Origin of the sequence: Enterobacter cloacae complex sp. 277I4 (assembly GCF_050031465.1) — a bacterium.
Classification (GTDB): Bacteria; Pseudomonadota; Gammaproteobacteria; order Enterobacterales; family Enterobacteriaceae; genus Enterobacter; species Enterobacter cloacae.
Genome location: NZ_JBLGWC010000001.1, coordinates 2,236,650 through 2,258,411, shown reverse-complemented (window position 1 = coordinate 2,258,411; position 21,762 = coordinate 2,236,650). Strand labels below are relative to the sequence as shown.

Here is a 21,762-nt window from a genome sequence, read left to right as displayed (position 1 = left end):
TAAATGAAAAACCAAATTCGAGGGTATGAACATGAATAAAGTATTAGCTCTGGTTGTTGCCGCTGCTATGGGTCTGTCTTCTGCTGCGTTCGCTGCTGAGACTACTGCAACTGCTCCTGCTGCCGCTGCACCTGCTGCAACCACCGCTGCACCGGCAAAAACGGTACACCACAAGAAACATCACAAAGCCGCTAAACCTGCTGCTGAGCAAAAAGCGCAGGCGGCTAAAAAGCACCACAAAAAAGCCGTAAAACAAGACGCCGCTAAACCTGCTGTTGAGCAGAAAGCACAGGCCGCCAAAAAGCACCACAAAAAAGCGACTAAACCCGCTGTAGAGCAGAAAGCTCAGGCCGCTAAAAAGCATCACAAAAAAGCAGTAAAACACGAAGCTGCTAAACCAGCTGCTCAGCCAGCTGCGTAAGAGTACAAGCTAAACCGTGCCCTTCGGGGCACGTTGGTAAACCGGCGCTGAACCTTTCAATACAGCGCCGTTTTTTTATCCGGAGGGCGTATGCTGCGACGCTATCGGTTTGAGTTGATCCTTATCCTGCTTATTTTATGCGCGCTCATCGCAAGCCAGTTTTATCTTTCCTGATCGTAGCACGCTGATTTTACTCCCACTTTAGCGCTGTCCCGTCTATAGTATTTTCATAGGGTTCACTTTTAATAATCATAATTACCCCCACCAGAGTGTGATATGCGTAAATCTGTTGTGTTATTACTGGGAACGTTTGCTCTTTTTTCTGGATTCGCGCATGCGGATGATGGCGATGATGACACCATTAGCGCGAAAGAGCTTAAAACGCTGTTTTTCGGTCATGATGATCGTACGCGTGTCGCCGATCCTACCCAGGCCCCGTGGGATGCCATCGGGCAACTGGAAACCGCCAGCGGTAACTTATGCACCGCCACGTTGATTACCCCTCAGCTTGCCCTGACCGCAGGCCATTGCCTGTTGACGCCGCCGGACGGCAAACCCGACAAAGCCGTGGTGCTGCGATTTGTGTCTCAGAAAGGGATGTGGCGCTATGAAATTCACGGGATTGAAGGCCGGGTTGACCCTTCGCTGGGTAAGCGCCTGAAACCGGACGGCGACGGCTGGATAGTCCCGCCCGCTGCGGCCTCCTGGGATTTCGGTCTCATCATTTTGCGCTACCCGCCTTCTGGAATCACTCCACTACCCCTGTTTGATGGCGATAAAGCCGCGCTGACCGCCGCGCTGAAAGCCGTCGATCGCAAGGTGACGCAATCCGGTTATCCGGTCGATCATCTGGATACGCTGTATACCCACACCGACTGCATTGTGACCGGCTGGGCGCAAAACAGCGTACTCTCTCACCAGTGCGATACGTTACCGGGCGACAGTGGCTCACCGCTGATGCTGAAAACGGATAACGGCTGGCAGTTGATTGGTGTGCAGAGTTCAGCCCCGGCGGCCAAAGACCGATGGCGCGCGGATAACCGTGCTCTCTCGGTGACCGGTTTTCGCGACAAGCTGGAAGCGCTGGCACAATAACAGGCCAGCGCCGCCTCGCCTGACGTCATCAGGCGAGTTTTATCATAATCATACCGGCCAGCAGCAATACCAGGCCGATCCAGCCTTTATTATTTAACCGTTGGCCGAAGAGCACCCACCCTGCTGCCAGGGTCGCGGCAATACCAAACCCGCCCCACAGGGCATAGGCTACAGACAGATCGATACCTTTGACCGCCTGAGACAGGGCGCTAAACGCCCCCAGCACAGCGGCAATCGACATCAGACCGTAAACTTTACGGCGAAAACCATCAGAGAATTTCAGAAACACGTTCGCCAGAATTTCCAGAACAATGGCGAACCCCAACCAGGCCGCGTGGATCCATTCAAACTGCTGCATGGGCCTGCTCCTTCTGCGGTTTTGTCGGTTTACGTGTACCCGATTTAATCAGCACAATCCCGACTACCAGCGTCGTCAATCCGGCGATCTTCATTGTTGATAAGGTTTCGTCAAATAACAAAACGCTGAACAGCGTAATCAACAAAATACCGATACCTTCCCAGAGGGCATAAGCCACCCCCAGCGCGATTTTCTTCACCGCAAACGAGAGGAAAATATAGGAAAGCGAAATCATCACCAGCATTAAAATAAAACCGGTGTTGCCATCGCTGACGCTTGCCCATTTCATAGACAGCGTGCCGGTAATTTCAGCGAGAATAGCCAGGGCTAATAAAATCCAGTAAAACATGTTTTTCTCCTGCTTGAGAATATAATCCATCGCGGCTCGCTGCGAACAGCAAACCCAAAAAAGGAAATTAAATCAGATAACTAAGCGCATGGCGCCAGCTCAGGCAGAAGACGTGACTATAGCGCGTTGCGCCAGTGTTGCTCACCGGACAGAAGGAAGAAAGAGGTGGAGAATACAGCAGTATGGTTTGAAGAATACGTCCTGAACAAATTGTCCATAAAATTACAATTATCCGCGGTGTTGCTTCTCGTCTTTGCGGATCAAAATTGTCCTCGGTAGTTAAACACGCTAAATTTGTACCATAAGCCAGGATTTTACTCAAAGTCTTTTCAATTCTTTACCGAGGCCGTTTGACTTCGGTTAGTTTATTAAACGTCTTTCGCCTTTATTATAAATAAAAAAATACGCAGGAATTGCCATGGCTAAACCCATCATTACCCTGAACGGCCTTAAGATTGTGATCATGCTCGGTATGCTGGTGATCATCCTGACGGGCGTTCGTTTTGCCGCCGATATTATCGTGCCTTTTATTCTGGCGCTGTTTATTGCAGTGATCCTTAACCCGCTGGTTCAGCGCATGGTGCGGATACGCATACCGCGCGTGCTGGCGATCACCCTGCTCATCAGCATCATTATTATCGCGATGGTGCTGCTGGTCGCTTATCTGGGCACATCCCTGAATGAACTGGCGCGCACGCTGCCGAAATACCGCTCGTCGCTGGTGATACCGCTGTTGCAGATTGAACCCTGGCTGCAGCGCGCGGGCATTGAGGTCTCCGTGGAGGAACTGCTGAAGTATATCGACCCCAACGCAGCCATGACCCTCGTCACCAGCCTGCTGGCGCAACTCTCCAACGCCATGACCTCTATTTTCCTGCTGTTTTTAACCGTGGTGTTTATGCTGCTGGAGGTGCCGCAACTGCCTGCCAAACTACAGCATATAATGGTTCGGCCGGTGGAAGGCATGGGCGCGATTCAGCGTGCACTGGACAGTGTTTCCCGCTATCTGGTGCTGAAAACGGCGATCAGTCTCGTCACCGGGTGCGTTGTCTGGGGCATGCTGGTTGCGCTGGATGTGCGGTTTGCGTTCGTCTGGGGACTGCTCGCCTTTGCGCTTAACTATATTCCCAACATCGGTTCCGTGCTGGCGGCCATCCCGCCTATTCTGCAGGTGCTGGTTTTCAGTGGTTTGTATGATGCCCTGATTCTGCTGGCCGGTTATCTGGTGATTAACCTGGTCTTCGGAAACATTCTTGAACCGCGCATGATGGGACGCGGGCTTGGGCTTTCGACCCTGGTGGTGTTTTTGTCCCTGATATTCTGGGGTTGGCTGCTCGGCCCCGTTGGCATGCTGCTCTCCGTGCCGCTGACCATCATCGTCAAGATTGCGCTTGAGCAGACGGCGGGCGGGCAAAGTATCGCCGTACTGCTGAGCGATATGAGCCACAGAGGCTGAGCAACCCGTCAGTTAACTTACTCGCGCCAGCCCATTGCTGGCGCCACATGTTTGAGGATCGACTCAATCACATGCGCGTTGTAGTCCACGCCAAGCTGATTCGGTACGGTCAGTAACAGGGTATCCGCTTCGGCTATCGCGTCGTCCTGCTTCAATTGTTCAACCAGCTTGTCGGGCTCTGCCGCATAGCTGCGCCCGAAAATCGCCCGCGTTTTTTCATCCAGATAGCCCACGCTATCGCTGTCGTTGCGGCTGGCCCCGAAATACATCCGGTCACGATCGTCCATCAGGGCAAAGATACTGCGGCTCACCGACACGCGCGGCTGACGGGTATGGCCCGCCTCAGCCCAGGCCTGACGATACGCGCGGATCTGTTTTGCCTGCTGAATATGGAACGGCTCGCCGGTTTCATCGTCTTTCAGCGTTGAGCTTTGCAGGTTCATGCCCAGTTTTGCGGCCCAGACCGCCGTTGCATTTGAACCGGCGCCCCACCAGATGCGGTCGCGTAAACCTTCGGAATGAGGCTCCAGGCGCAGCAGGCCCGGCGGGTTCGGGAACATCGGTTGCGGGTTTGGTTTCGCAAACCCTTCTCCGCGCAGCATCTCAAGCAGCACCTCGGTATGACGACGCGCCATATCCGATTCGTTTTCCCCTTCCTGCGGGACATAGCCAAAGTGACGCCAGCCATCAATCACCTGCTCCGGCGAGCCGCGGCTAATTCCCAGCTGCAAACGCCCGCCAGAGATCAGATCCGCCGCCCCGGCATCCTCCGCCATGTACATTGGGTTTTCATACCGCATGTCGATCACGCCGGTACCGATTTCGATGTTTTTGGTTTTTGCGCCTATCGCCGCAAGCAAGGGGAACGGCGAGCTGAGCTGGCGGGCAAAGTGGTGCACACGGAAATAAGCGCCATCGGCACCCAGCTCTTCAGCGGCCACGGCCAGGTCGATGGACTGCAGCAGCGTGTCCGCTGCGGTTCGGGTACCGGACTGTGGCGACGGCGTCCAGTGACCAAATGATAAAAATCCGATCTTTTTCATAAGGGGTAATCCTGAGAATGTGTTGCGTTTCTTCTACTCTACGCATTACCGGGCAACAATAAATGCCGTTTATTTAACGGAAAGCGTCAAATAAATTGACTGACCTGAGCAGATCGCTATTGCGTTCCATAATGGGATATAATTTCGCTCACTCTTTTCCTGGCAGGTAAAACCGGCAATGGCTCTGATCCCTAAAAACTACGCGCGGCTGGAAAGCGGCTACCGTGAAAAAGCATTAAAAATTTATCCATGGGTCTGTGGGCGCTGCTCACGGGAATTTGTCTATTCCAACCTTCGGGAACTGACGGTTCACCATATCGATCACGACCATACCAATAACCCGGAAGATGGCAGTAACTGGGAGCTGTTATGCCTGTTTTGCCACGATCATGAACACTCGAAGTACACCGAAGCGGATCAGTACGGCACCACCGTTGTCGCGGGAGAAGACGCGCAAAAAGATGTGGGTGTGGCCACCTTTAATCCGTTTGCTGATTTGAAAGCGATGATGAACAAGAAGAAATAATCTTCCAGGAATTTTCTCGCTCCGGCCAGCTCTGTTCACCCGTATACATAGACGTACCAGGTAATGACATAGATGGCCGTAATGATTACCCCGGCTACGCCGAGGAAGATCGCATCTCTCACCTCCACACTAGAATGTCCAGGTGATGGCGGCGGTGACAGCGCCTTCGTTACGTCGCGATACGATCGGACTGTTATTTGCATGCTCCCCAAGCCAGGTGTAGTCGGCACTCAGTACCGTGCCCCAATGGGTATCGAACTGATGACTCCATGTCAGGCTGCTGTCTATACCGTAGAATCCACCGGGCGCTGAATAACGGCTATAACCGGAGCGCTGACTCTGCTGCTGACTGACCCCATACCAGGTATTGAGGTAACGGCTGTCGCCAAACAGGGATGCAGACTGAAAAGCAATCGTGTCCTGACTGGTTTGTAGAGGGAGCAGCGTAACAGAGGCCTGGTAGTTTACCCCCTGACTGTCCGTTACAGGCAGGGTCGCTTTGCCTTCCACACTCAGCCAGGAAGTGATTTGCCAGCCGACCGCCAGCCCGGTATTCAGGCTGGTATCGATCTCTCCCATCCCTTTCAGATTATTCGCTCCCTCGCGCCAGCTGGCGTTTTCGTCCGCCCTCCCCAGGTCGTAACCCAGCGTATGTTCAAGGTACACGCCGCTGTCATTTTGCAGGTCATATCCAATGCCTTTCTGCGCATCAATAAAGAATGCACCTTTGCGCACCTGTAAAACAGGAACCCCTTGCCATACCTGCTTGTCAGAGCCTGAATAACGAGGCGCATAGCGTCCTCCTGCCCCAATCGTCAAATAGTCGGAAGACGTTTGTGCCTCATCGGCGTGTACGCCGGATGCTGCCGTCATCAGAAACGGAACGGTCATATACAGGGCTTTTTTTCTCGCTATCATACTGGTCTCCACTTCTACGTTGTGCGCAGTATGATTTGGCTAAATCAATGAATAGTCGGGATAGTGTTAAGAAACGGTCAAGGTGAACAGATGTTGTCCAGAAGAGTGCTGATTATTGAAGATGATGCCGATGCGGCTGGCGTACTTGAAGCCTATTTACGCCGTGAAAATTACGATGTGAACGTCACGGGGGACGGGCTGGCCGGGCTGGAGATGGCGCAACGCTGGAAACCCGATCTTGTCTTGCTGGATGTCATGCTTCCCGGACTCAACGGAACTGAGGTGCTGGCCAGCCTGCGTCGCAAAAGCGATGTGCCCGTTATCATGGTGACGGCTATGGGCGATACGCCCGATCGCATCGGCGCGTTGAGATACGGGGCTGATGACTATGTCGTTAAACCCTATCATCCAGGTGAAGTCGTGGCACGGGTGCAGGCGGTGCTGCGCCGGAGCAATAAAAACACGCGCGAAGAAGAGATCCTTCGCTGGCAGACGCTGGAGGTGGATGTCACGGCCATTGTGGCGAGCATCATCAATGATGACAACACGCCGCGGGTTCTGGATCTGACCCCAACGGAATTTTCGCTACTGACCACGCTGATGCGTTCACCTTCGCGTCCTTTTTCCCGTCAATATTTACTGGAGCACTGTTTGCCGGAAAGCGAGGCCCTGGAGCGGGTGGTGGATACCCATATTTATAACCTGCGTAAAAAACTCGAAGCCGCGGGTCTTTCCGGCGTGCTGGTTAACGTTCGCGGCGTGGGTTACAGGTTCAGACAGCCATGATAAAGACCCGTCATTCCTCCCTCTGGCGCTGGATTTGCGCGCGCATCCTGGCGCTGGCGATTGGCAGCGTGATTGTTATAGCAGCCTGTATGTGGCTGCGTTACGCCGTGCAGAACTACTGGATAATGGGCAAAATGCCCGCAGCGGTCCGGCAGGAGTTTCTCACGCTCAGCCAGAATCCGCAGTCAAACCCGGCCCGCTTTCACGATATTGTAGACAGCTGGTGGGGGCTCAGTTATTCCACCCCATCTATCGCCTCGGCTGACTGGGTCACCGTGGCTCTGCTGGTGCTGGTGATGATCCCCTTCATTGTGGTAATGGGACTTAAGCACGCACGTCCTCTGGCGCTGCAGTTCAGCTGTCTTCGTGATGCGGCCAAAGATGTGGCCGATGGACAGTTTGGCCGACAGGCAGAGCTGGTGAAAGATGCGCCCGCAGAAATGATCAGCTTTGCGGCTGACTTTAATACCATGACCGGACAACTGGCTCGCTATGAAAAGGAGCTGCGCGCCTCGCACGTTGCCATGGCACATGAGCTGCGCTCTCCCCTGACGGCAGCCATTGGGCGTTTGCAGGGTATGATGGACGGCGTGTTTGACGCCACCCCGGAGCAGTTGGGGATGGTGATGAAACAGCTCCAGCACCTCAACCGGCTGACCGATGAATTGCACCTTCTCTCTCTGGCTGATGCGGGAAATCTTGTGCTTGAAGACAGGCAATTCCGTCTGGATGAGCTGATTCAGGAGCGGGCAGACTGGATAACCCCGCAGGCCGATGCGCATAATTTTACGATAACGTTGCGTAACCCGCGCGCATGCCCCTTCAGAGGCGATGCGTTCCGTATGGGACAGGTATTTACGATCCTCATGGAGAATTCACTCCGCTACGGATGCGAGGGAGGCCATCTGGAGGTGGCCCTGCATTATGCCCAGGGGCAGTACACCCTCGAATTCGCCGATGACGGTCCGGGTGTATCAAAGCACTTTTTACCGGACATGTTTAAGCGATTTAGCCGCGAGGAACAATCACGCGCCCGGCACTCCGGTGGCAGCGGCCTCGGTTTATCAATTGCGCAGGCGATTTGTCAGGCGCATGGGGGAAGTATTAGCGCGTCATTACCAGAAACCGGAGGGCTTCTGGTGCGCATCCAACTGCCCTGGCGCGCTTGTGACGAGGAAAATTCCCGCTCTTGATAAACCCTTGACACAACATCGAATCTTTCTCGATGAACAGCCGATTAAATAACGCCATCCCTTTTCTGGAGCGGCGTTATGTCAGACGAATTCATTCTCTCCCTCCGCCACAGCCTGCATCATGTATACAGCGTGGCGCGCACCCTTTCCTGGCTACACTTTATTCCCCTGGTGATACTTGCCCTGGCTATCTTCCCGCTAACCGGTTGCGGCGATAAACACGAAAACACGCCGCCCCCCGTGCGGGCGGTACGCTACAGTGTGGTGGGTTCAGCGAAAACGCTGCCAGCACTGGAAAGAACCGGTGAGATCCATGCCCATGATGAGACGACGCTGAGTTTCCGTACCGGGGGCAGGATCCTCACGCGCGTCGTCGATATTGGCGATCGGGTTACCGCCGGGCAACTGCTGGCGACCCTCGACAATACCACCGGACAAAATCAGCTCGACGCGGCCACCGCTGACTATGAGGGTGCCAAAGCCTCAGCGCAGATTGCCGCGCTCAACGTCAACAGAATGCAAACGCTGATGTCCACCGGCGCTATAGCCCGCACACAACTCGACACAGCCCGTGCAGACTGGCTTGTCGCCAGCGCGCGTCTGAAAAGTAGCGAGGCGGCACTGCGCAACGCCCGGGAAAGCCTGGGCTGGACCCGCCTTCTCTCGCCGAAGGAAGGCATCATTACCGCGGTCAGCGCCTCTGCGGGCCAGATTGTCAGCGCAGGCCAGTCGGTGCTGACGCTGGCGACCGGTGAAGCCCGCGATGTGGTGTTTGATGTTGCCGCGCCTGATGAGATCCCCTCACCGGATAAGGCCGAATTCCGCGTCGCCTTGCTCAGCGACCCGACGGTCAATGCTTCAGCTCTGTTACGCGATATCACGCCTCAGGCCGATCCCCTGACCCGTACCTGGCGGGTCAGAGCCACCCTGAACAACTCGCCCGCCGCCATGGCACTGGGTGCCAGCGTCACCGTAACCCTGCCCTCCAGTGCCGCGTGCGGTTACGTCCTTCCTGCGTCGGCACTGAGTCGTTACGCAGACAAGCCCGCTGTGTTTGTAATCAACCGGCAATCTCAGGCGCAACTGCGCGTGGTTGTGCCTGCACGTTACACGGCCTCCTCCGTCATCATCGCCTCCGGTCTTGCGCCCGGTGACAGGGTGATTACGGCTGGCGTGAGCAAATTACGCTCAGGAGAACAGGTGATTGCCGGGGAGGAGCAGCCATGAACATGAGAAGCACAAAAGAGACATTTAACCTCTCCGCCTGGGCGCTTAAAAATCAGCAGATGGTCAGTTTCTTTATGCTGCTAGTGATGGCGATGGGCGTGTTCTGTTACGAGCGCCTGCCGCGCAACGAAGATCCGGCGTTTACCATCAAAACGGCCGTGGTCTCCGCGCAATGGCCGGGGGCATCGGTAGCGGACACGACTCGCCTACTGACGGATACGCTTGAGAAAAAGTTACAGGAGATCCCCTGGCTTGATTATATCGAAAGCGAAACCCGGGCAGGACGCACCGTTATTCATGTCAACCTGCGCGATGATACGCCGCCGCAAACGGTGCCGGATATCTGGTACCAGGTGCGGAAGAAAATGCAGGATATCGCCCCGTCCCTGCCAGAAGGCGTTCAGGGCCCTGATGTCAACGACGAATTTGACGACACGTTCGGCACAATTTATGGCTTCATCCCCGAAGGCTATACCCTGCGGGAGGTTCGGGATCGGGTGGAGACACTGCGTCGGGAGCTGATGTCCCTGCCGGATATCGGCAAAACCACCCTGCTGGGTGAACAGCAGGAACAGATGGTTCTGACCTTTTCCCCGGCCCGTCTGGCGGGGATGGGTCTGGATATTCAGCAGGTGGCGGAGGCGCTCAGGGCGCAGAATGCAGTCGTCCCGGCGGGCATCATACGCACGGGGCAGGAGAACATCGCACTCCACGTCAGCGGTGCGCTCAGCTCAGAGGAGAGTTTACGCGCGGTCACGCTGCATATTAACAATCGTTATATCCCCCTGACTGACATTGCCACCCTCACCCGGAAAAGCGCCGAACCGCCCTCACCGGCGTTCCGGGTTAACGGAAAACCGGCTATCGGGCTGGCGATTTCAATGGCGCCGACAGGCAATATGCTGCGCTTTGGCGCCGCGTTGAATCAAAGAGTGGCCGCCCTCAGCGCCGGGCTGCCGCACGGTATCGAGATGGTGAAGGTCGCCGATCAATCCGCGGTAGTCAGCGACGCGGTGAGTGGTTTTATCAGGGTTCTTATTGAAGCGGTGGTTATCGTCCTGGCCGTTTCATTTGTCTCTCTGGGGCTACGGGCGGGGCTGGTTGTGGCTGCGGCAATCCCGCTGGTTCTGGCCATGACCTTCGCCGGAATGATGCTGGCCGGGATTGGCTTGCAGCGCATCTCGCTCGGGGCACTGATTATTGCGCTGGGTCTGCTGGTGGATGACGCCATGATCACCGTGGAAACCATGGTTTCTCGTCTGGAAGCTGGCGATTCCCGTCGGCAAGCGGCAACCCGGGCGTTCACCACGACGGCATTCCCGATGCTCACCGGCACACTGGTGATGATCGCCGGATTTATTCCGGTCGGCTTTGCGGCATCCAGCGCGGGTGAATACTGCTTTTCTCTGTTTGCGGTCGTGCTGATTGCCCTGCTGTGTTCATGGGTGGTCGCGATCCTGTTTTCACCGCTGACCGGAACATGGCTGCTGCCGGAGAACGTCAGGCATCATGCCTCCGGCCCGGGGCGGCTCGCACGCGGGTATCACTGGCTGCTGCGTAAGGTATTGCGCCACCGACTCACCACCGTGCTTTGTGCCCTTGCCGCACTGGGTTTGTCCCTGTACGGGACGACGTTTATGCAAGGCGAGTTTTTTCCCGCTTCCGACAGACCAGAGCTGCTGGTGAGCCTGACGCTTCCGGCCAACGCCTCACAGTCGGAAACGCAAAGAGAGGCCGAAAAGCTGGAGAAGGCGCTGGCAGGCAATAGCAATATCGATCATTACTCAACATACGTGGGATCGGGCGCCATCCGTTTTTATCTGCCAATGGATGTGCTGCTGGAGAATGAAAACAGTGCCCAGTTGGTGGTGGTCGCGAAAAACCTCGCCGCCCGCGACCGTCTGCACGCACAGCTGAACAAGATACTGGCGACGCAATTTAGCGACATCATCACACGCGTATCGCCCCTGGAGCTCGGCCCCCCGGTCGGCTGGCCAATCAAATACCGGGTTAGCGGGCCGGACTATGTGAAGGTTCGGGCGCTGGCGAATCACCTGACGGAAGTGATTGGCCAGTCACCGCTCTCCCGTGAAGTCAACCAGACCGCCGGTGAACCGGAGAGAGTGATTACCCTTGAGGTGAATCAGACGGCAGCCCGGGCTGCGGGCGTGTCGTCAGAAAGTCTGGCCCGGACGCTGAATACGGTCTGGTCCGGCAGCGTCGTGACCTCAATACGGGATAATGACCGGCTGGTGGATGTGGTGCTCCGCGCCAGAGACAGTGAACGTCTTAATCTGGCCACACTGTCGTCACTGACCGTTGAGGGGAACGATGGCAAAAAAATTCCGCTCAGTGCTGTCGCAACGCCGGTCTGGGGTGTGGACGATCCGGTTGTCTGGCGTCGTCAGCGCCTGCCGTTTATCACCGTGCAAACTGACCTTGCGCCGGGACTCAGAGCTGAGGTCGTCTCCGCCGCGCTGCGCCCGGCAGTGGATAAACTGCGTGCCCGCTTGCCTGCGGGCTACAGTATTGAGGAAGGCGGCGCGGTTGCGGAATCCGATAAAGGAAACCGCTCTGTCTTTACCGTTCTTCCGGTGACGCTGGTTATTATGTTGTTATTGCTGATGCTTCAGCTACGCCGCTATTCCCGGATGTTTCTGGCCCTGTTCATGGCCCCGTTTGGCTTACCGGGCATCGTTCTGGCGATGCTGCCGGGCGGAACACCGATGGGGTTCGTCGCCCTGCTGGGCGTGATCGCGCTGGCGGGCATGATCATTCGTAACGCGGTGATCCTGATTGGCGAAGCTGACAGCAATCTGGCTCAGGGGATGACGAACGATGCCGCCATTATCGCAGCCGCAGAGCACCGGGCCAGACCTATCTGTCTGACCGCCTGTGCCGCCATTCTGGGCATGATCCCCATCTCGCACCAGGTATTCTGGGGACCTATGGCGTATGCCATTATCGGGGGGTTGCTGGTCGCGACGCTGGTCACACTCACGGTACTGCCCGCGTCGTTCAGTCTGTTATTACAGTGGGGGGACGGTTTACGCAACCGGCACAGCGTATAAAACCCGGTCTGTGCTGTAAGCGAAATTGTCCCCCGATCCGTTACGCGGCCGTCAGCGCAAAATGGGTTCTCAGGACCTCAGCAATATCCTCTTCCGCCAGTTGCTGTGTCTTTGTGCCATTTGCGGTGATGGTCTTCAGCATATTGCCCAGCAGGATCTGGTGTCCTCCTTCGTTGCCAGGAGGCCGAAGGTCTGATCAATGCGCTGGATGTGCATCGTCGCGATTTATCACGGGCTGGCGGGTACCGCGTTCAGAGCGTCGATGCGTTAATGGTTAGTGACTGGCTGGATCGTCTCTGAATGCCGCATGGTGGCATTCAGAAATTGAAAACGGAAAGATCTTTAATATCGGCGTGTGGATTGGCGTTTTTTACCGCTATCAAAAAAGCAGAGAAATTATGATTAAACATCGTTACGTTCGGGTAAAACTGCACCTGTTTTTCCCTTCCGTTTTCAACATAGCTTACTGACCAGATCCGACGATTATTGACCATCGTCGATCCCGGCTTAATGTTTACTATCCTGGCCAGTTCAACCTGAGTGGTTCTATCCTTCTGAATTTCATAAAAATATCGCTCATCATAAAAATAAACCTTGCGGGAAAAACAATCAAAAAACCACGGGTTAGTGGATATTTTCTTCTTGCCCTGGGCATCTGAAACGATGCGTTTTGGCTGGCGAAATGACCTCACTCCATTCCTTATCACCAGATATAACCCAATAACCGGCAGAGCCATTAATAAAACGCTGATTGCTTCCCGCATATTCACCAATCCCGTTGATCACAGTCATGAGCGAGTATAACGGGTTCGTTCCTGAGAACAACATCCCCCCTGTCAGGGAATAATGCGTGCCGCCCTGAGCTGTGCGAACAGGCTGAAAAACATTTCGTCGGTGGCCTGCATGGCGGTGAACCCGGCCCGACGCAGCTTGCTGCCATCGCCAAACATATCGTAATCCCAGCTAAACACGAAGTCGGCAAACTGTCCGTCGTTCAGCTGCAAAATATCGCTTTCCACCAGCCCGCGAGCTGCGGCGAGTTCGCGCCATACCGCGCGGTAGTCCGTAAACAGCTGCTGAAATGAGAGCCGGACCGGGGGGGCAGACTCCAGTTCAAACCATTGTGCAATGCGTGGCCACAGCTCGCTCCAGCGCCAGATGTCACCGTTATTCACATTGAATGCCTGGTTCTCTGCTACCGGCGACGTGGCGGCCCACACGGTCGCCTCTGCCAGCAATTCACCGTCTGTATGATCAACAATGCTGTGCCAGGTCTGTTCGGCGCCGGGAAAACGCAGCGGTAAATTCAGCGCCTTACACAGCGATGCGTACAGCGCGATGCTCAGGGCAAGATTCATGGCGTTACCCGGCACCGTGCTGCCCACCACGCCCGGCCGGATGGCGCTCCAGTGCCACGCTTTTCCCCGCTGAAAATCGCTAAGCCACCTGAGCTGGGCCGCGTTAAACTCCGCGCCCGGTACGCCGGGATCGCTTTCACGTGCCGGGGTTTTGAACGGGCCAAGATGCGCGCCGTAGACTTTGTAGCCCTGCATCAGGCTGACCGTCTCAAGGGGCGCCGTGTTTTCGAGGTTACTGACCAGATGGCGCAGCATGGTGACGTTCGGTTCAACCATCTCTGTCCAGTTCGCGGCATTGACCCAGGCGCTGTAAAACACATGAGTGATCCCGCTGAGCGATGACAGTGCCCGCGCGCTGTCCTGCGCATCCAGTAAATCAACATTAACCATCGCAATGCCTTCAGGGTGAGATACCGCCTGGCGGCTCAGGCCAATAACCTCCCACTGATTACGCAAAAGCGTTTTGACCAGCTGGTTGCCAACAATCCCGCTGGCGCCAGCGACCAGCGCGACCCTGTGTTGCTGCGTCGTATTCATGGTGTTTCTCCGAAAGGGGTGACAGACACAGTGTGATCTATTATTTTTTTCTGATATATCCCCAAAATCCGATGGCATTTATAAGCAGAATCACGAAATGAATAACAAGCTCAACGCCATTTCCACCTTTCTGCGCGTCGCCGAAGCGGGCTCCTTTTCCGCTGCCGCTCGCCTGGCCGGGATCAAGCAGTCCGCCGTCAGCCAGCAGATCGCCGCCCTTGAGGAAGAGCTCGGTGTGGTATTGCTGCATCGTACAACGCGCAGGATGAAGCTCACCGCGCAGGGTGAGCGTTACCGGCGGGATATGCAGCTTGTGCTGGAGGCCATGCAGGAAGCAGAGCGACGCCTGAACCCGGTTGAGCATCAATATCAGGGGGCCGTACATGTGCAGTTGCCGAGCGGCCTGGGCCAGATCGTGTTGCCGCGCCTGCTGACGCTACAGCGCATGAATCCTGAATTACATCTGCAGGTTTCGCTTGATGACCGCATCGCCGATCTGGTCACCGAAGGGGTGGATGTGGCGCTTCGGCTGAGCGCGGAGCCTCCGCAAACCCATGCCGCACGCGTACTGGCACGCATTGAAACGCCGCTCTTTGCCGCCCCGTCATTCCCGCCGGTCGAGTCCGTGTACGCGCTGGCGGCGCTTCCCCACGTGCGATTCAGCGGCATCCCGCTGGACGCTCCCTTACGCCTGGTTTCTGATGACGAAACGATTGATATAGCAGTGAATACCGTTTTCCGCGCCAATACCAGCGACGCCCTGTTACAGGCGCTGGAGGCAGGCATGGGTATTGGCGGTATGCAACTACCGCTCGCGGCACGGGCGTTGCAAACCGGCACGCTGGTGCAGGTACTCCCCGCGTGGCGGTTACCCGACCGCTTTCTCTATGCGGTTTATCCGGACGCTCGCTTTATTCCACACAGGGTCAGAAGCGTTGTGGGGGTTATAGAACAGCTACTGCCTGAAATAATTAAGAAAAATTAGACTTTCCAGGATGCATACTCGCCAGCGCGCCTTGTTGAACTAAAAATTTTCGACTTTCAACGAGTTCCGGAAAATTCCCCTCCCGTCTCTTGATCGTTCTGGTTAATCATGAATACTGTATATAAACACAGTAATATGAGTTAACCATTATGCAGTTGATCTCTCCTTTGGGGCCTGATGCCACGTTATTGCTTCCGTTGTTTATGGAGCGGGTGCCCTGTGGCTTCCCCAGCCCTGCTCAGGATTATGTCGAGGATAGCCTTGATCTGAACAAGCTGGTGATCAAACACCCCAGCGCGACCTATTTTGTCAGGGTGAGCGGTGATTCGATGATCGGCGCAGGCATCAGCCATGGTGACCTGCTGGTGGTTGACCGTTCGTTAAACGCCGTTCATGGCGATATTGTGATTGCGGCGGTCGCGGGCGAATTTACCGTGAAGGAGTTGCAAACGCATCCGCGTCTTCAGCTCATCCCCCATAATCCTGACTACGCGCCGGTCGTTTTTGCCGCAGAAGACGAGCTGGAGATCTTCGGCGTTGTGACGTTTACCCTGAAAGCTAACCGCCATGTTCGCGCTCGTTGACGTAAACAGTTTTTACACCTCCTGCGAGACGGCGTTTCGGCCCGACCTTAAGGGGAAACCCGTGGTGGTCGTTTCAAACAACGACGGCTGTATCATTTCACGTTCAGCAGAAGCAAAAGCATTGGGGATCGGCATGGCCGGTCCCTACTTCAAGCTGAAGGATGAGCTGAGACGCCAGAAGGTACACGTCTTTAGCTCCAATTATGCGCTGTATGCGGATATGAGCCGCCGGGTGATGACCATTCTCGAAGAGATGGCCCCGAGAGTGGAGATCTACTCGATTGATGAAGCCTTTCTGGATCTGACGGGCGTCAGCCAGTGTATGGCTCTGGAGGCGTTCGGTCAGGCTATCCGCCAGCGCCTGTACAAAGAGACCGGCCTGCTGGTCGGGGTCGGTATCGCGCCCACCAAAACCTTAGCCAAGCTGGCTAACCATGCCGCCAAAACCTGGAAGAAAACCAACGGTGTGGTGGATTTATCGAATATCGATCGTCAGCGTAAATTGCTGTCACTGGTACCGGTCAGCGAAGTGTGGGGCGTCGGGCGCAGGATCAGCAAAAAACTGAATCTGATGGGGATCGAGACTGCCCTGCATCTGGCGGAATGTTCAAGCTGGGTGATCCGTAAACACTTTAATGTCGTGCTGGAAAGAACCGCCCGCGAGTTACGCGGTGAACCGTGTCTGGCGCTGGAAGAGTTTTCGCCAACAAAGCAACAAATCATCTGCAGCCGCTCCTTCGGCAGCCGTATCACCCGGTATGACGATATGCACCAGGCGATCTGCGCCTATGCCGAACGCGCCGCCGAGAAGCTGCGCGAAGAGAAACAGTTTTGCTGCTATATCAGCGTCTTTATTCGCACCAGCCCGCATGCAGAGGACGAGGTTTTTTATGGTAACCAGGCCTCCGGCAAGCTGACGATCCCCACCAACGATACGCGGGATATTATCAGGGTAGCTATCGAGTCATTAAACCGAATCTGGAAAGAGGGACATCGCTATATGAAAGCGGGCGTCATGCTCAGTGACTTTTTTAGTCAGGGCGTGGCGCAACTTAGCCTGTTCGATGAACACCCACCGCGGCCAGACAGTACAGCCCTGATGCAGGTTATCGACCGCCTTAACCGTTCAGGCCGGGGGTCTGTGTGGTTTGCGGGCCAGGGGGCGGTGAAATCCTGGGCGATGAAGCGGGATATGCTGTCGCCCTGCTACACCACGCGCTATTCCGATCTGCCGATCGTTAAATAACAAAGCCCGGATCCCTCCGGGCTCTGTTTATACGTGGTTACACCAGCGCATTTAGCGTAGCCAGCGCGTCGGGCGGTAACACCAGCTCCCCTGCCGCGAGGTTTTGCCGCAGATGCGCCACGGAAGAGGTTCCCGGGATCAGCAGAATGTTCGGAGAACGTTGCAGCAGCCAGGCCAGCGCAACCTGCATCGGTGTCGCCCCCAGGTCGTCCGCCACCGCCTGCAGCCCGGAAGATTGCAGCGGCGTAAAACCGCCCAGCGGGAAGAACGGCACATAAGCAATCCCCTGCTGCGCAAGCGAATCCACCAGCGCATCGTCACTACGGTTCACGATGTTGTACATGTTTTGCACACACACCACGGGCACCATCTTCTGCGCCTCGGCAACCTGCGTGGCGGTGACATTGCTCAGACCAATATGTCGCACCAGCCCTTGCTGCTGTAGCTCTGCCAGGGTGGACAGCGGTTCAGCGATCGAGCCTTCCGCCGGTCCGTGTGCGCTAAACATAATCCGCAGGTTCACCACGTCCAGCACATCCAGCTGCAGATTGCGCAGGTTGTCGTGTACCGCCTGGGTCAGCTCCTGGGCGGAAAAGGCCGGCAACCAGGCGCCTTTATCATCGCGTCGCGCACCGATTTTGGTGACGAGGGTAAGATCGTCCCGGTACGGATGCAGCGCCTCGCGGATCAGCTGGTTAGTCACATGCGGACCATAAAAATCGCTGGTATCGATATGATTCACGCCCGCCGCCACGGCTTCCCGGAGCACCTCCAGCGCGGCATTTTTGTCCTTCGGTGGCCCAAAAACGCCCGGCCCGGCCAGCTGCATTGCGCCGTAACCCAGCCGTTTAACCGTGCGTGTGCCCAGCGCGTATGTCCCGCTTTTATCGATGCTGCTCATGTTCACCTTCCTCATAAAAAAGATCCGGATTTACAACAGGTTCCCGACCAGAACCCATAGTTAAGCGCGAGTTAAATTAAAGTTTAAATTTTAGACGACGATAGTATTTGTGTACCCCTGCACTTTCTTACGGACGACCGCTATGCTGAAAAATCTGCACGTGATTACCGGTATTATCTTTGCTCTCACCATATTCTGCCTGCTACAAGTTGTCACGGGAGGGTTGTTCTACTCTGCCGTCAGCAACGATCGCCATAACTTCCAGAACTCCGGGGTGCTTAATGCCCAGCAGGAGAGCCTGAGCGACAGCGTTAACACCCTCATCAAAACGCGCGTTACCGTGACGCGCGTGGCCATCCGCTATCTGAAAAATCAGCGCGATCCGGCGTCCCTTGAGGCGATCAACAAACTGCTTGGCACCGCGGGTAACTCTCTGGCTAAAGCAGAAGCCTATAACAAACAGTGGCAGGCCCTGCCGCAGGTTAACGGCCAGAGTGCGGCGCTAACCGACGAGATGCTGAAATCCTGGAACCAGATGCACGAAGTGATGCGTCTGTCGATTGAGTATCTGCGTGCCGACAACTATCAGGCCTATGGCGATCTGGATGCGCAGCAGGCACAGGACGATATGGAAGCGGTCTATAACCGCTGGCGCGCCGAAAACAACACGCTGCTGAAAGCCGCGGCCGAAGAGAACCAGAGCAGCTTTACCCAGATGCAATGGACGCTGGCGGCTATATTCCTGGCCGTTATCGCCGTGCTGGTGGTGATCTGGCAGGGATTACAGCACCTGCTGTTAAAACCGCTGCAAACCATTATGAACCATATTCGCACCATTGCGGCGGGCGACCTGACGCAGGATATTACCCTCTCTGGCCGCAATGAGATGGGCCAGCTGGCGGCCGGTCTGCATGAGATGCAGCAATCTCTGGTCACCACGGTCAGCGCCGTACGCGGCAGTACCGACTCCATCTACACCGGCGCAGGCGAAATTGCCGCCGGGAGCAACGATCTTTCCGCCCGTACGGAAGAACAGGCCGCCTCGCTGGAAGAGACCGCGGCCAGCATGGAAGAGCTGACCGCCACGGTGAAACAGAACTCCGACAACGCCCGTCAGGCGACCCTGCTGGCGAAGAACGCGTCTGAAACAGCGGCGCGCGGCGGTCATGTGGTGGATAACGTTGTCCGCACGATGACGGAAATTGCCGACAGTTCGCAGCAAATCGCCCACATCACCGGCGTGATTGACAGCATTGCCTTCCAGACCAACATTCTGGCACTGAATGCCGCGGTAGAAGCCGCACGCGCCGGGGAACAGGGCCGTGGCTTTGCGGTGGTTGCCGGGGAAGTACGTACCCTGGCGAGCCGCAGCGCGCAGGCGGCAAAAGAGATCAAGGGCCTTATCGAGAACTCTGTCAGCCGCGTGAATACCGGCTCTGAGCAGGTCAGCGAAGCCGGTGCAACGATGAAGGAAATTGTGGCGGCGGTCACCCGCGTGACCGATATCATGGGCGAGATTTCATCTGCGTCCGATGAGCAGAGTCGCGGTATTGAACAGGTGAGCCTGGCCGTTTCGCAGATGGACAGCGTCACCCAGCAAAACGCCGCGCTGGTGCAGCAGTCCGCCACGGCGGCAGCGGCGCTGGAAGATCAGTCCGAACAGCTGCGCCAGGCGGTGGCGGCATTTCGTCTGAACGGTAAACAACAGGCCACCGCGCCCCGTACAACGCATGTGAAAACACCACAGCTGTTGCGCCCGGCCACGGCAGGCACCGCCACCGACAGCAACTGGGAAACCTTCTGAGTTCAGCGCGGGCGAGCACCTCGCCCGCGCTAATCCCGTTAACGGCTGCGCTTGGCGTGCCGTTCCCACTACCTGTTTCGCGTCGTTGGATTTTCGCAGTGAAACATAACAGGCCCCGCTGCCGCCGTGATGCGGCAGCGCCACGCAGAAGGCCTGCACTTCCTCAAACTCTGTTAACCAGCGCGCCAGATAGCTACGTATCACGTTAGGATGAGCATTCTGTTCGCGCCCTTTTCCATGAATGATAATCAGATTGCGTAATCCGTCGCGTCCGGCCTGACGAATAAAGGCGTACAGCATCTGGCGGCAACGCTCGGCGGGCTGACGTAACAGGTTCAGGCTGGCCTCGCGGGAGTATTTCCCCGAGCGCAGTTTATCCATTACGCCCTGTTGTATCCCTTCACGCTGAAATGCCAGCGGCTCATCCAGGGGCAGAAGTTCCAGAAAGCCCAGGGTGAGGAAGTTATCCAGCTGCTCGGTATCAATCTCCTGGCGCGCCCGCGTGTTGCGGCTCGGCTGCCAGTGAATATCTGCGCAGCGCTTCAGGGGCTGGACATCCTCCATGGCGTCAAGAAACAGTGATTTGTCGTCAGGGTTCATGGAAATCCTCCGGCTACATCTGAGCCTGTACTATACCTTCGCGGGGGGTGTGCCTCAACAGCCGTTCCCCCGGGTAGGGTGGCGCTGAAAGCAAGCTGATGAATATCAATCGACAGCCGGGGAAAAATTAAACATTACTTAACTCAAACTTCAGCGTAAATAAAACACGAAATTTGGCTTAAACATCCATAAAATCAAACACTCAACCGCCTTTCATTTTGAGAGAAAGCTGTTATAACTTAATTAACCTGCCTCATGGATATAACATCCAGGATATGCGAAGGGATGCACTGCTGTGTGTACTGAAGGGTCTGTCTGATGTCGGACAGGCCCTGTTTTTTATGGATGATGTTTCACGCAGAGACGATTGCCCGCGCCTCTCGTCTGAATTGCGTAATTAACGACTCCGTAAGCGGGGTCTGGCGCGAATCCCGACGCTGAATTAAATAATACGTCGCTTTTGGAAGTGATTCGACAACCGGCAGCATAACCAGACGCCCCGCCAACAGGGGGTCACAACCCAGCTCCTGCGGCAATATGCTTAAAAAATCGCTTTGTGCGACAAGGCTGATACACGACGAAAATGTTTCGCAGACCACGCCAATGCGGGGTATTTGCGAGCGATGGCTAAATACATCCTCTAACTGCTTATAATAACTTCCCCGGGGCGTTGGCATGGTCCAGTTATAATGCAGCAGATCGTTAATGGAGGTTGCTCCCGTCGCCGGATGTCCCTCCCGGCAAAATACGGCAAACGTTTTTTCTAATAGCTTTTCAAACGTAAATTCATGATCGTAAGGACCCTGATAATAGGTATTGATGGTGAAGTCCAGTTCGCCCTGGCGTAATTCATTGATCATTGATACCAGCTGCCCTTCCATAATTCGCACCTTAACCTGCGGATGCTGCGCATGAAAGCGGGTGATAACCGCAGGCATAAGGCTTCGCGAAATACTCGCCCCCATCCCGATATTGATCTGCCCGGCCAGCTCGCCCTGCCGCTGGCGAATGTCATCCTGCGCCGCGCGCAGCTCTTCCAGAATCAGCCTGGCGCGCTGATAGAAGCCTTCACCACACTCGGTTAACGCCACGCCTTTGCTTCGGCGCACAAAGAGCTGCGCCGCCATGCCCTCTTCCAGCTCTTTGATCGATTTGGTCAACGCCGGTTGCGAAAGATTCAGCGTCCTGCTGGCGCCGCGAATGCTGCCCTGACGCGCCACTTCAACGAACGCCCGAATTTGATGAAATTTAATCTGAAATGACATAGCCCGACCGATAACCGTTGTTTATCAGAGTAAAGAAAC

General features: G+C 55.8%; 20 protein-coding genes and 2 pseudogenes. 12 read left to right on the top strand and 10 right to left on the bottom strand.

Features of this window, described 5'->3' with window-relative positions:
* Positions 1-31 precede the first annotated feature (31 nt).
* Both asr and ACQG19_RS10995 read left to right on the top strand, forming a co-directional pair.
* The gene (gene asr, locus ACQG19_RS11000) at positions 32-421 is read left to right on the top strand and encodes an acid resistance repetitive basic protein Asr (protein ID WP_013096840.1); all 390 of its coding nucleotides are present in this window, start codon (positions 32-34) and stop codon (positions 419-421) included.
* A 276-nt stretch (positions 422-697) separates the two neighbouring features.
* Positions 698-1,516, top strand: coding sequence for a trypsin-like serine peptidase (locus ACQG19_RS10995; protein ID WP_013096841.1), 819 nt, complete (start codon positions 698-700; stop codon positions 1,514-1,516).
* A gap of 28 nt (positions 1,517-1,544) precedes the next feature.
* Here ACQG19_RS10995 and mdtI read toward each other — a convergent pair whose 3' ends face one another.
* The 3 genes and pseudogenes from mdtI to ACQG19_RS10980 all read right to left on the bottom strand — a co-directional run bounded on the left by mdtI (position 1,545) and on the right by ACQG19_RS10980 (position 2,510).
* Entirely contained in the window at positions 1,545-1,874 is a 330-nt protein-coding gene (gene mdtI / locus ACQG19_RS10990; RefSeq protein WP_013096842.1) for a multidrug/spermidine efflux SMR transporter subunit MdtI, read from the bottom strand.
* A complete protein-coding gene (mdtJ, locus tag ACQG19_RS10985) occupies positions 1,861-2,223 on the bottom strand; it encodes a multidrug/spermidine efflux SMR transporter subunit MdtJ (protein WP_129251611.1) in 363 nt (120 codons plus the stop codon). The genes mdtI and mdtJ overlap by 14 nt, the downstream gene beginning before the upstream one ends.
* A gap of 116 nt (positions 2,224-2,339) precedes the next feature.
* A pseudogene (locus tag ACQG19_RS10980) lies at positions 2,340-2,510 on the bottom strand (hypothetical protein).
* A 131-nt stretch (positions 2,511-2,641) separates the two neighbouring features.
* Here ACQG19_RS10980 and ACQG19_RS10975 point away from each other — a divergent pair.
* A complete protein-coding gene (locus tag ACQG19_RS10975; protein WP_020688252.1) occupies positions 2,642-3,679 on the top strand; it encodes an AI-2E family transporter in 1,038 nt (345 codons plus the stop codon).
* Between the two features lie 17 nt (positions 3,680-3,696).
* On the opposite strand, the gene ACQG19_RS10970 is transcribed toward ACQG19_RS10975, so the two are convergent.
* Complete coding sequence (locus ACQG19_RS10970; protein WP_013096845.1) at positions 3,697-4,722, bottom strand: LLM class flavin-dependent oxidoreductase; 1,026 nt, start codon at positions 4,720-4,722, stop codon at positions 3,697-3,699.
* A 178-nt stretch (positions 4,723-4,900) separates the two neighbouring features.
* On the opposite strand from ACQG19_RS10970, the gene yajD reads away from it, so the two are divergent.
* Positions 4,901-5,248 carry an HNH nuclease YajD gene (gene yajD, locus ACQG19_RS10965; protein ID WP_006808895.1) on the top strand — a complete coding sequence of 116 codons (348 nt, stop codon included), beginning with the start codon at positions 4,901-4,903 and terminating at the stop codon, positions 5,246-5,248.
* Positions 5,249-5,377: 129 nt separating this feature from the next.
* Here yajD and ACQG19_RS10960 read toward each other — a convergent pair whose 3' ends face one another.
* Positions 5,378-6,166, bottom strand: coding sequence for a MipA/OmpV family protein (locus ACQG19_RS10960; protein WP_013096846.1), 789 nt, complete (start codon positions 6,164-6,166; stop codon positions 5,378-5,380).
* Between the two features lie 90 nt (positions 6,167-6,256).
* Here ACQG19_RS10960 and ACQG19_RS10955 point away from each other — a divergent pair, with 90 nt between their 5' ends.
* The 4 genes from ACQG19_RS10955 to ACQG19_RS10940 all read left to right on the top strand — a co-directional run bounded on the left by ACQG19_RS10955 (position 6,257) and on the right by ACQG19_RS10940 (position 12,443).
* The gene (locus ACQG19_RS10955; protein ID WP_013096847.1) at positions 6,257-6,952 is read left to right on the top strand and encodes a response regulator; all 696 of its coding nucleotides are present in this window, start codon (positions 6,257-6,259) and stop codon (positions 6,950-6,952) included.
* Entirely contained in the window at positions 6,949-8,145 is a 1,197-nt protein-coding gene (locus ACQG19_RS10950) for a sensor histidine kinase (protein ID WP_013096848.1), read from the top strand. Before ACQG19_RS10955 ends, ACQG19_RS10950 begins: the two co-directional genes overlap by 4 nt.
* A gap of 78 nt (positions 8,146-8,223) precedes the next feature.
* Positions 8,224-9,372 (top strand): efflux RND transporter periplasmic adaptor subunit, encoded by a 1,149-nt coding sequence (locus tag ACQG19_RS10945; RefSeq protein WP_058679532.1) that lies wholly within the window; start codon positions 8,224-8,226, stop codon positions 9,370-9,372.
* Positions 9,369-12,443 (top strand): efflux RND transporter permease subunit, encoded by a 3,075-nt coding sequence (locus ACQG19_RS10940; protein ID WP_013096850.1) that lies wholly within the window; start codon positions 9,369-9,371, stop codon positions 12,441-12,443. Before ACQG19_RS10945 ends, ACQG19_RS10940 begins: the two co-directional genes overlap by 4 nt.
* A gap of 317 nt (positions 12,444-12,760) precedes the next feature.
* Here the strand turns inward: ACQG19_RS10940 and ACQG19_RS10935 are convergent, their stop codons facing one another.
* A complete protein-coding gene (locus tag ACQG19_RS10935) occupies positions 12,761-13,207 on the bottom strand; it encodes a hypothetical protein (protein WP_045295893.1) in 447 nt (148 codons plus the stop codon).
* A 72-nt stretch (positions 13,208-13,279) separates the two neighbouring features.
* Positions 13,280-14,338 (bottom strand): SDR family oxidoreductase, encoded by a 1,059-nt coding sequence (locus ACQG19_RS10930; RefSeq protein WP_048971264.1) that lies wholly within the window; start codon positions 14,336-14,338, stop codon positions 13,280-13,282.
* A gap of 97 nt (positions 14,339-14,435) precedes the next feature.
* Between ACQG19_RS10930 and ACQG19_RS10925 the strand changes: the two genes are divergently transcribed.
* The 3 genes from ACQG19_RS10925 to umuC all read left to right on the top strand — a co-directional run bounded on the left by ACQG19_RS10925 (position 14,436) and on the right by umuC (position 17,153).
* The gene (locus ACQG19_RS10925) at positions 14,436-15,323 is read left to right on the top strand and encodes a LysR family transcriptional regulator (protein WP_048971262.1); all 888 of its coding nucleotides are present in this window, start codon (positions 14,436-14,438) and stop codon (positions 15,321-15,323) included.
* 149 nt (positions 15,324-15,472) lie between these two features.
* Positions 15,473-15,907, top strand: coding sequence for a translesion error-prone DNA polymerase V autoproteolytic subunit (umuD, locus tag ACQG19_RS10920; RefSeq protein ID WP_029882790.1), 435 nt, complete (start codon positions 15,473-15,475; stop codon positions 15,905-15,907).
* A complete protein-coding gene (gene umuC / locus ACQG19_RS10915; RefSeq protein WP_038419254.1) occupies positions 15,891-17,153 on the top strand; it encodes a translesion error-prone DNA polymerase V subunit UmuC in 1,263 nt (420 codons plus the stop codon). The genes umuD and umuC overlap by 17 nt, the downstream gene beginning before the upstream one ends.
* Before the next feature lie 37 nt (positions 17,154-17,190).
* On the opposite strand, the gene ACQG19_RS10910 is transcribed toward umuC, so the two are convergent.
* A complete protein-coding gene (locus tag ACQG19_RS10910) occupies positions 17,191-18,054 on the bottom strand; it encodes an aldo/keto reductase family oxidoreductase (RefSeq protein ID WP_013096857.1) in 864 nt (287 codons plus the stop codon).
* A 142-nt stretch (positions 18,055-18,196) separates the two neighbouring features.
* On the opposite strand from ACQG19_RS10910, the gene tcp reads away from it, so the two are divergent.
* Positions 18,197-19,858, top strand: coding sequence for a methyl-accepting chemotaxis citrate transducer (gene tcp / locus ACQG19_RS10905; RefSeq protein ID WP_013096858.1), 1,662 nt, complete (start codon positions 18,197-18,199; stop codon positions 19,856-19,858).
* Between the two features lie 38 nt (positions 19,859-19,896).
* On the opposite strand, the pseudogene smrA reads toward tcp, so the two are convergent.
* Both smrA and ACQG19_RS10895 read right to left on the bottom strand, forming a co-directional pair.
* Positions 19,897-20,458, bottom strand: a pseudogene (smrA, locus tag ACQG19_RS10900) (DNA endonuclease SmrA).
* A gap of 353 nt (positions 20,459-20,811) precedes the next feature.
* Entirely contained in the window at positions 20,812-21,723 is a 912-nt protein-coding gene (locus tag ACQG19_RS10895) for a LysR family transcriptional regulator (RefSeq protein ID WP_426725878.1), read from the bottom strand.
* Between the last annotated feature and the right edge of the window lie 39 nt (positions 21,724-21,762).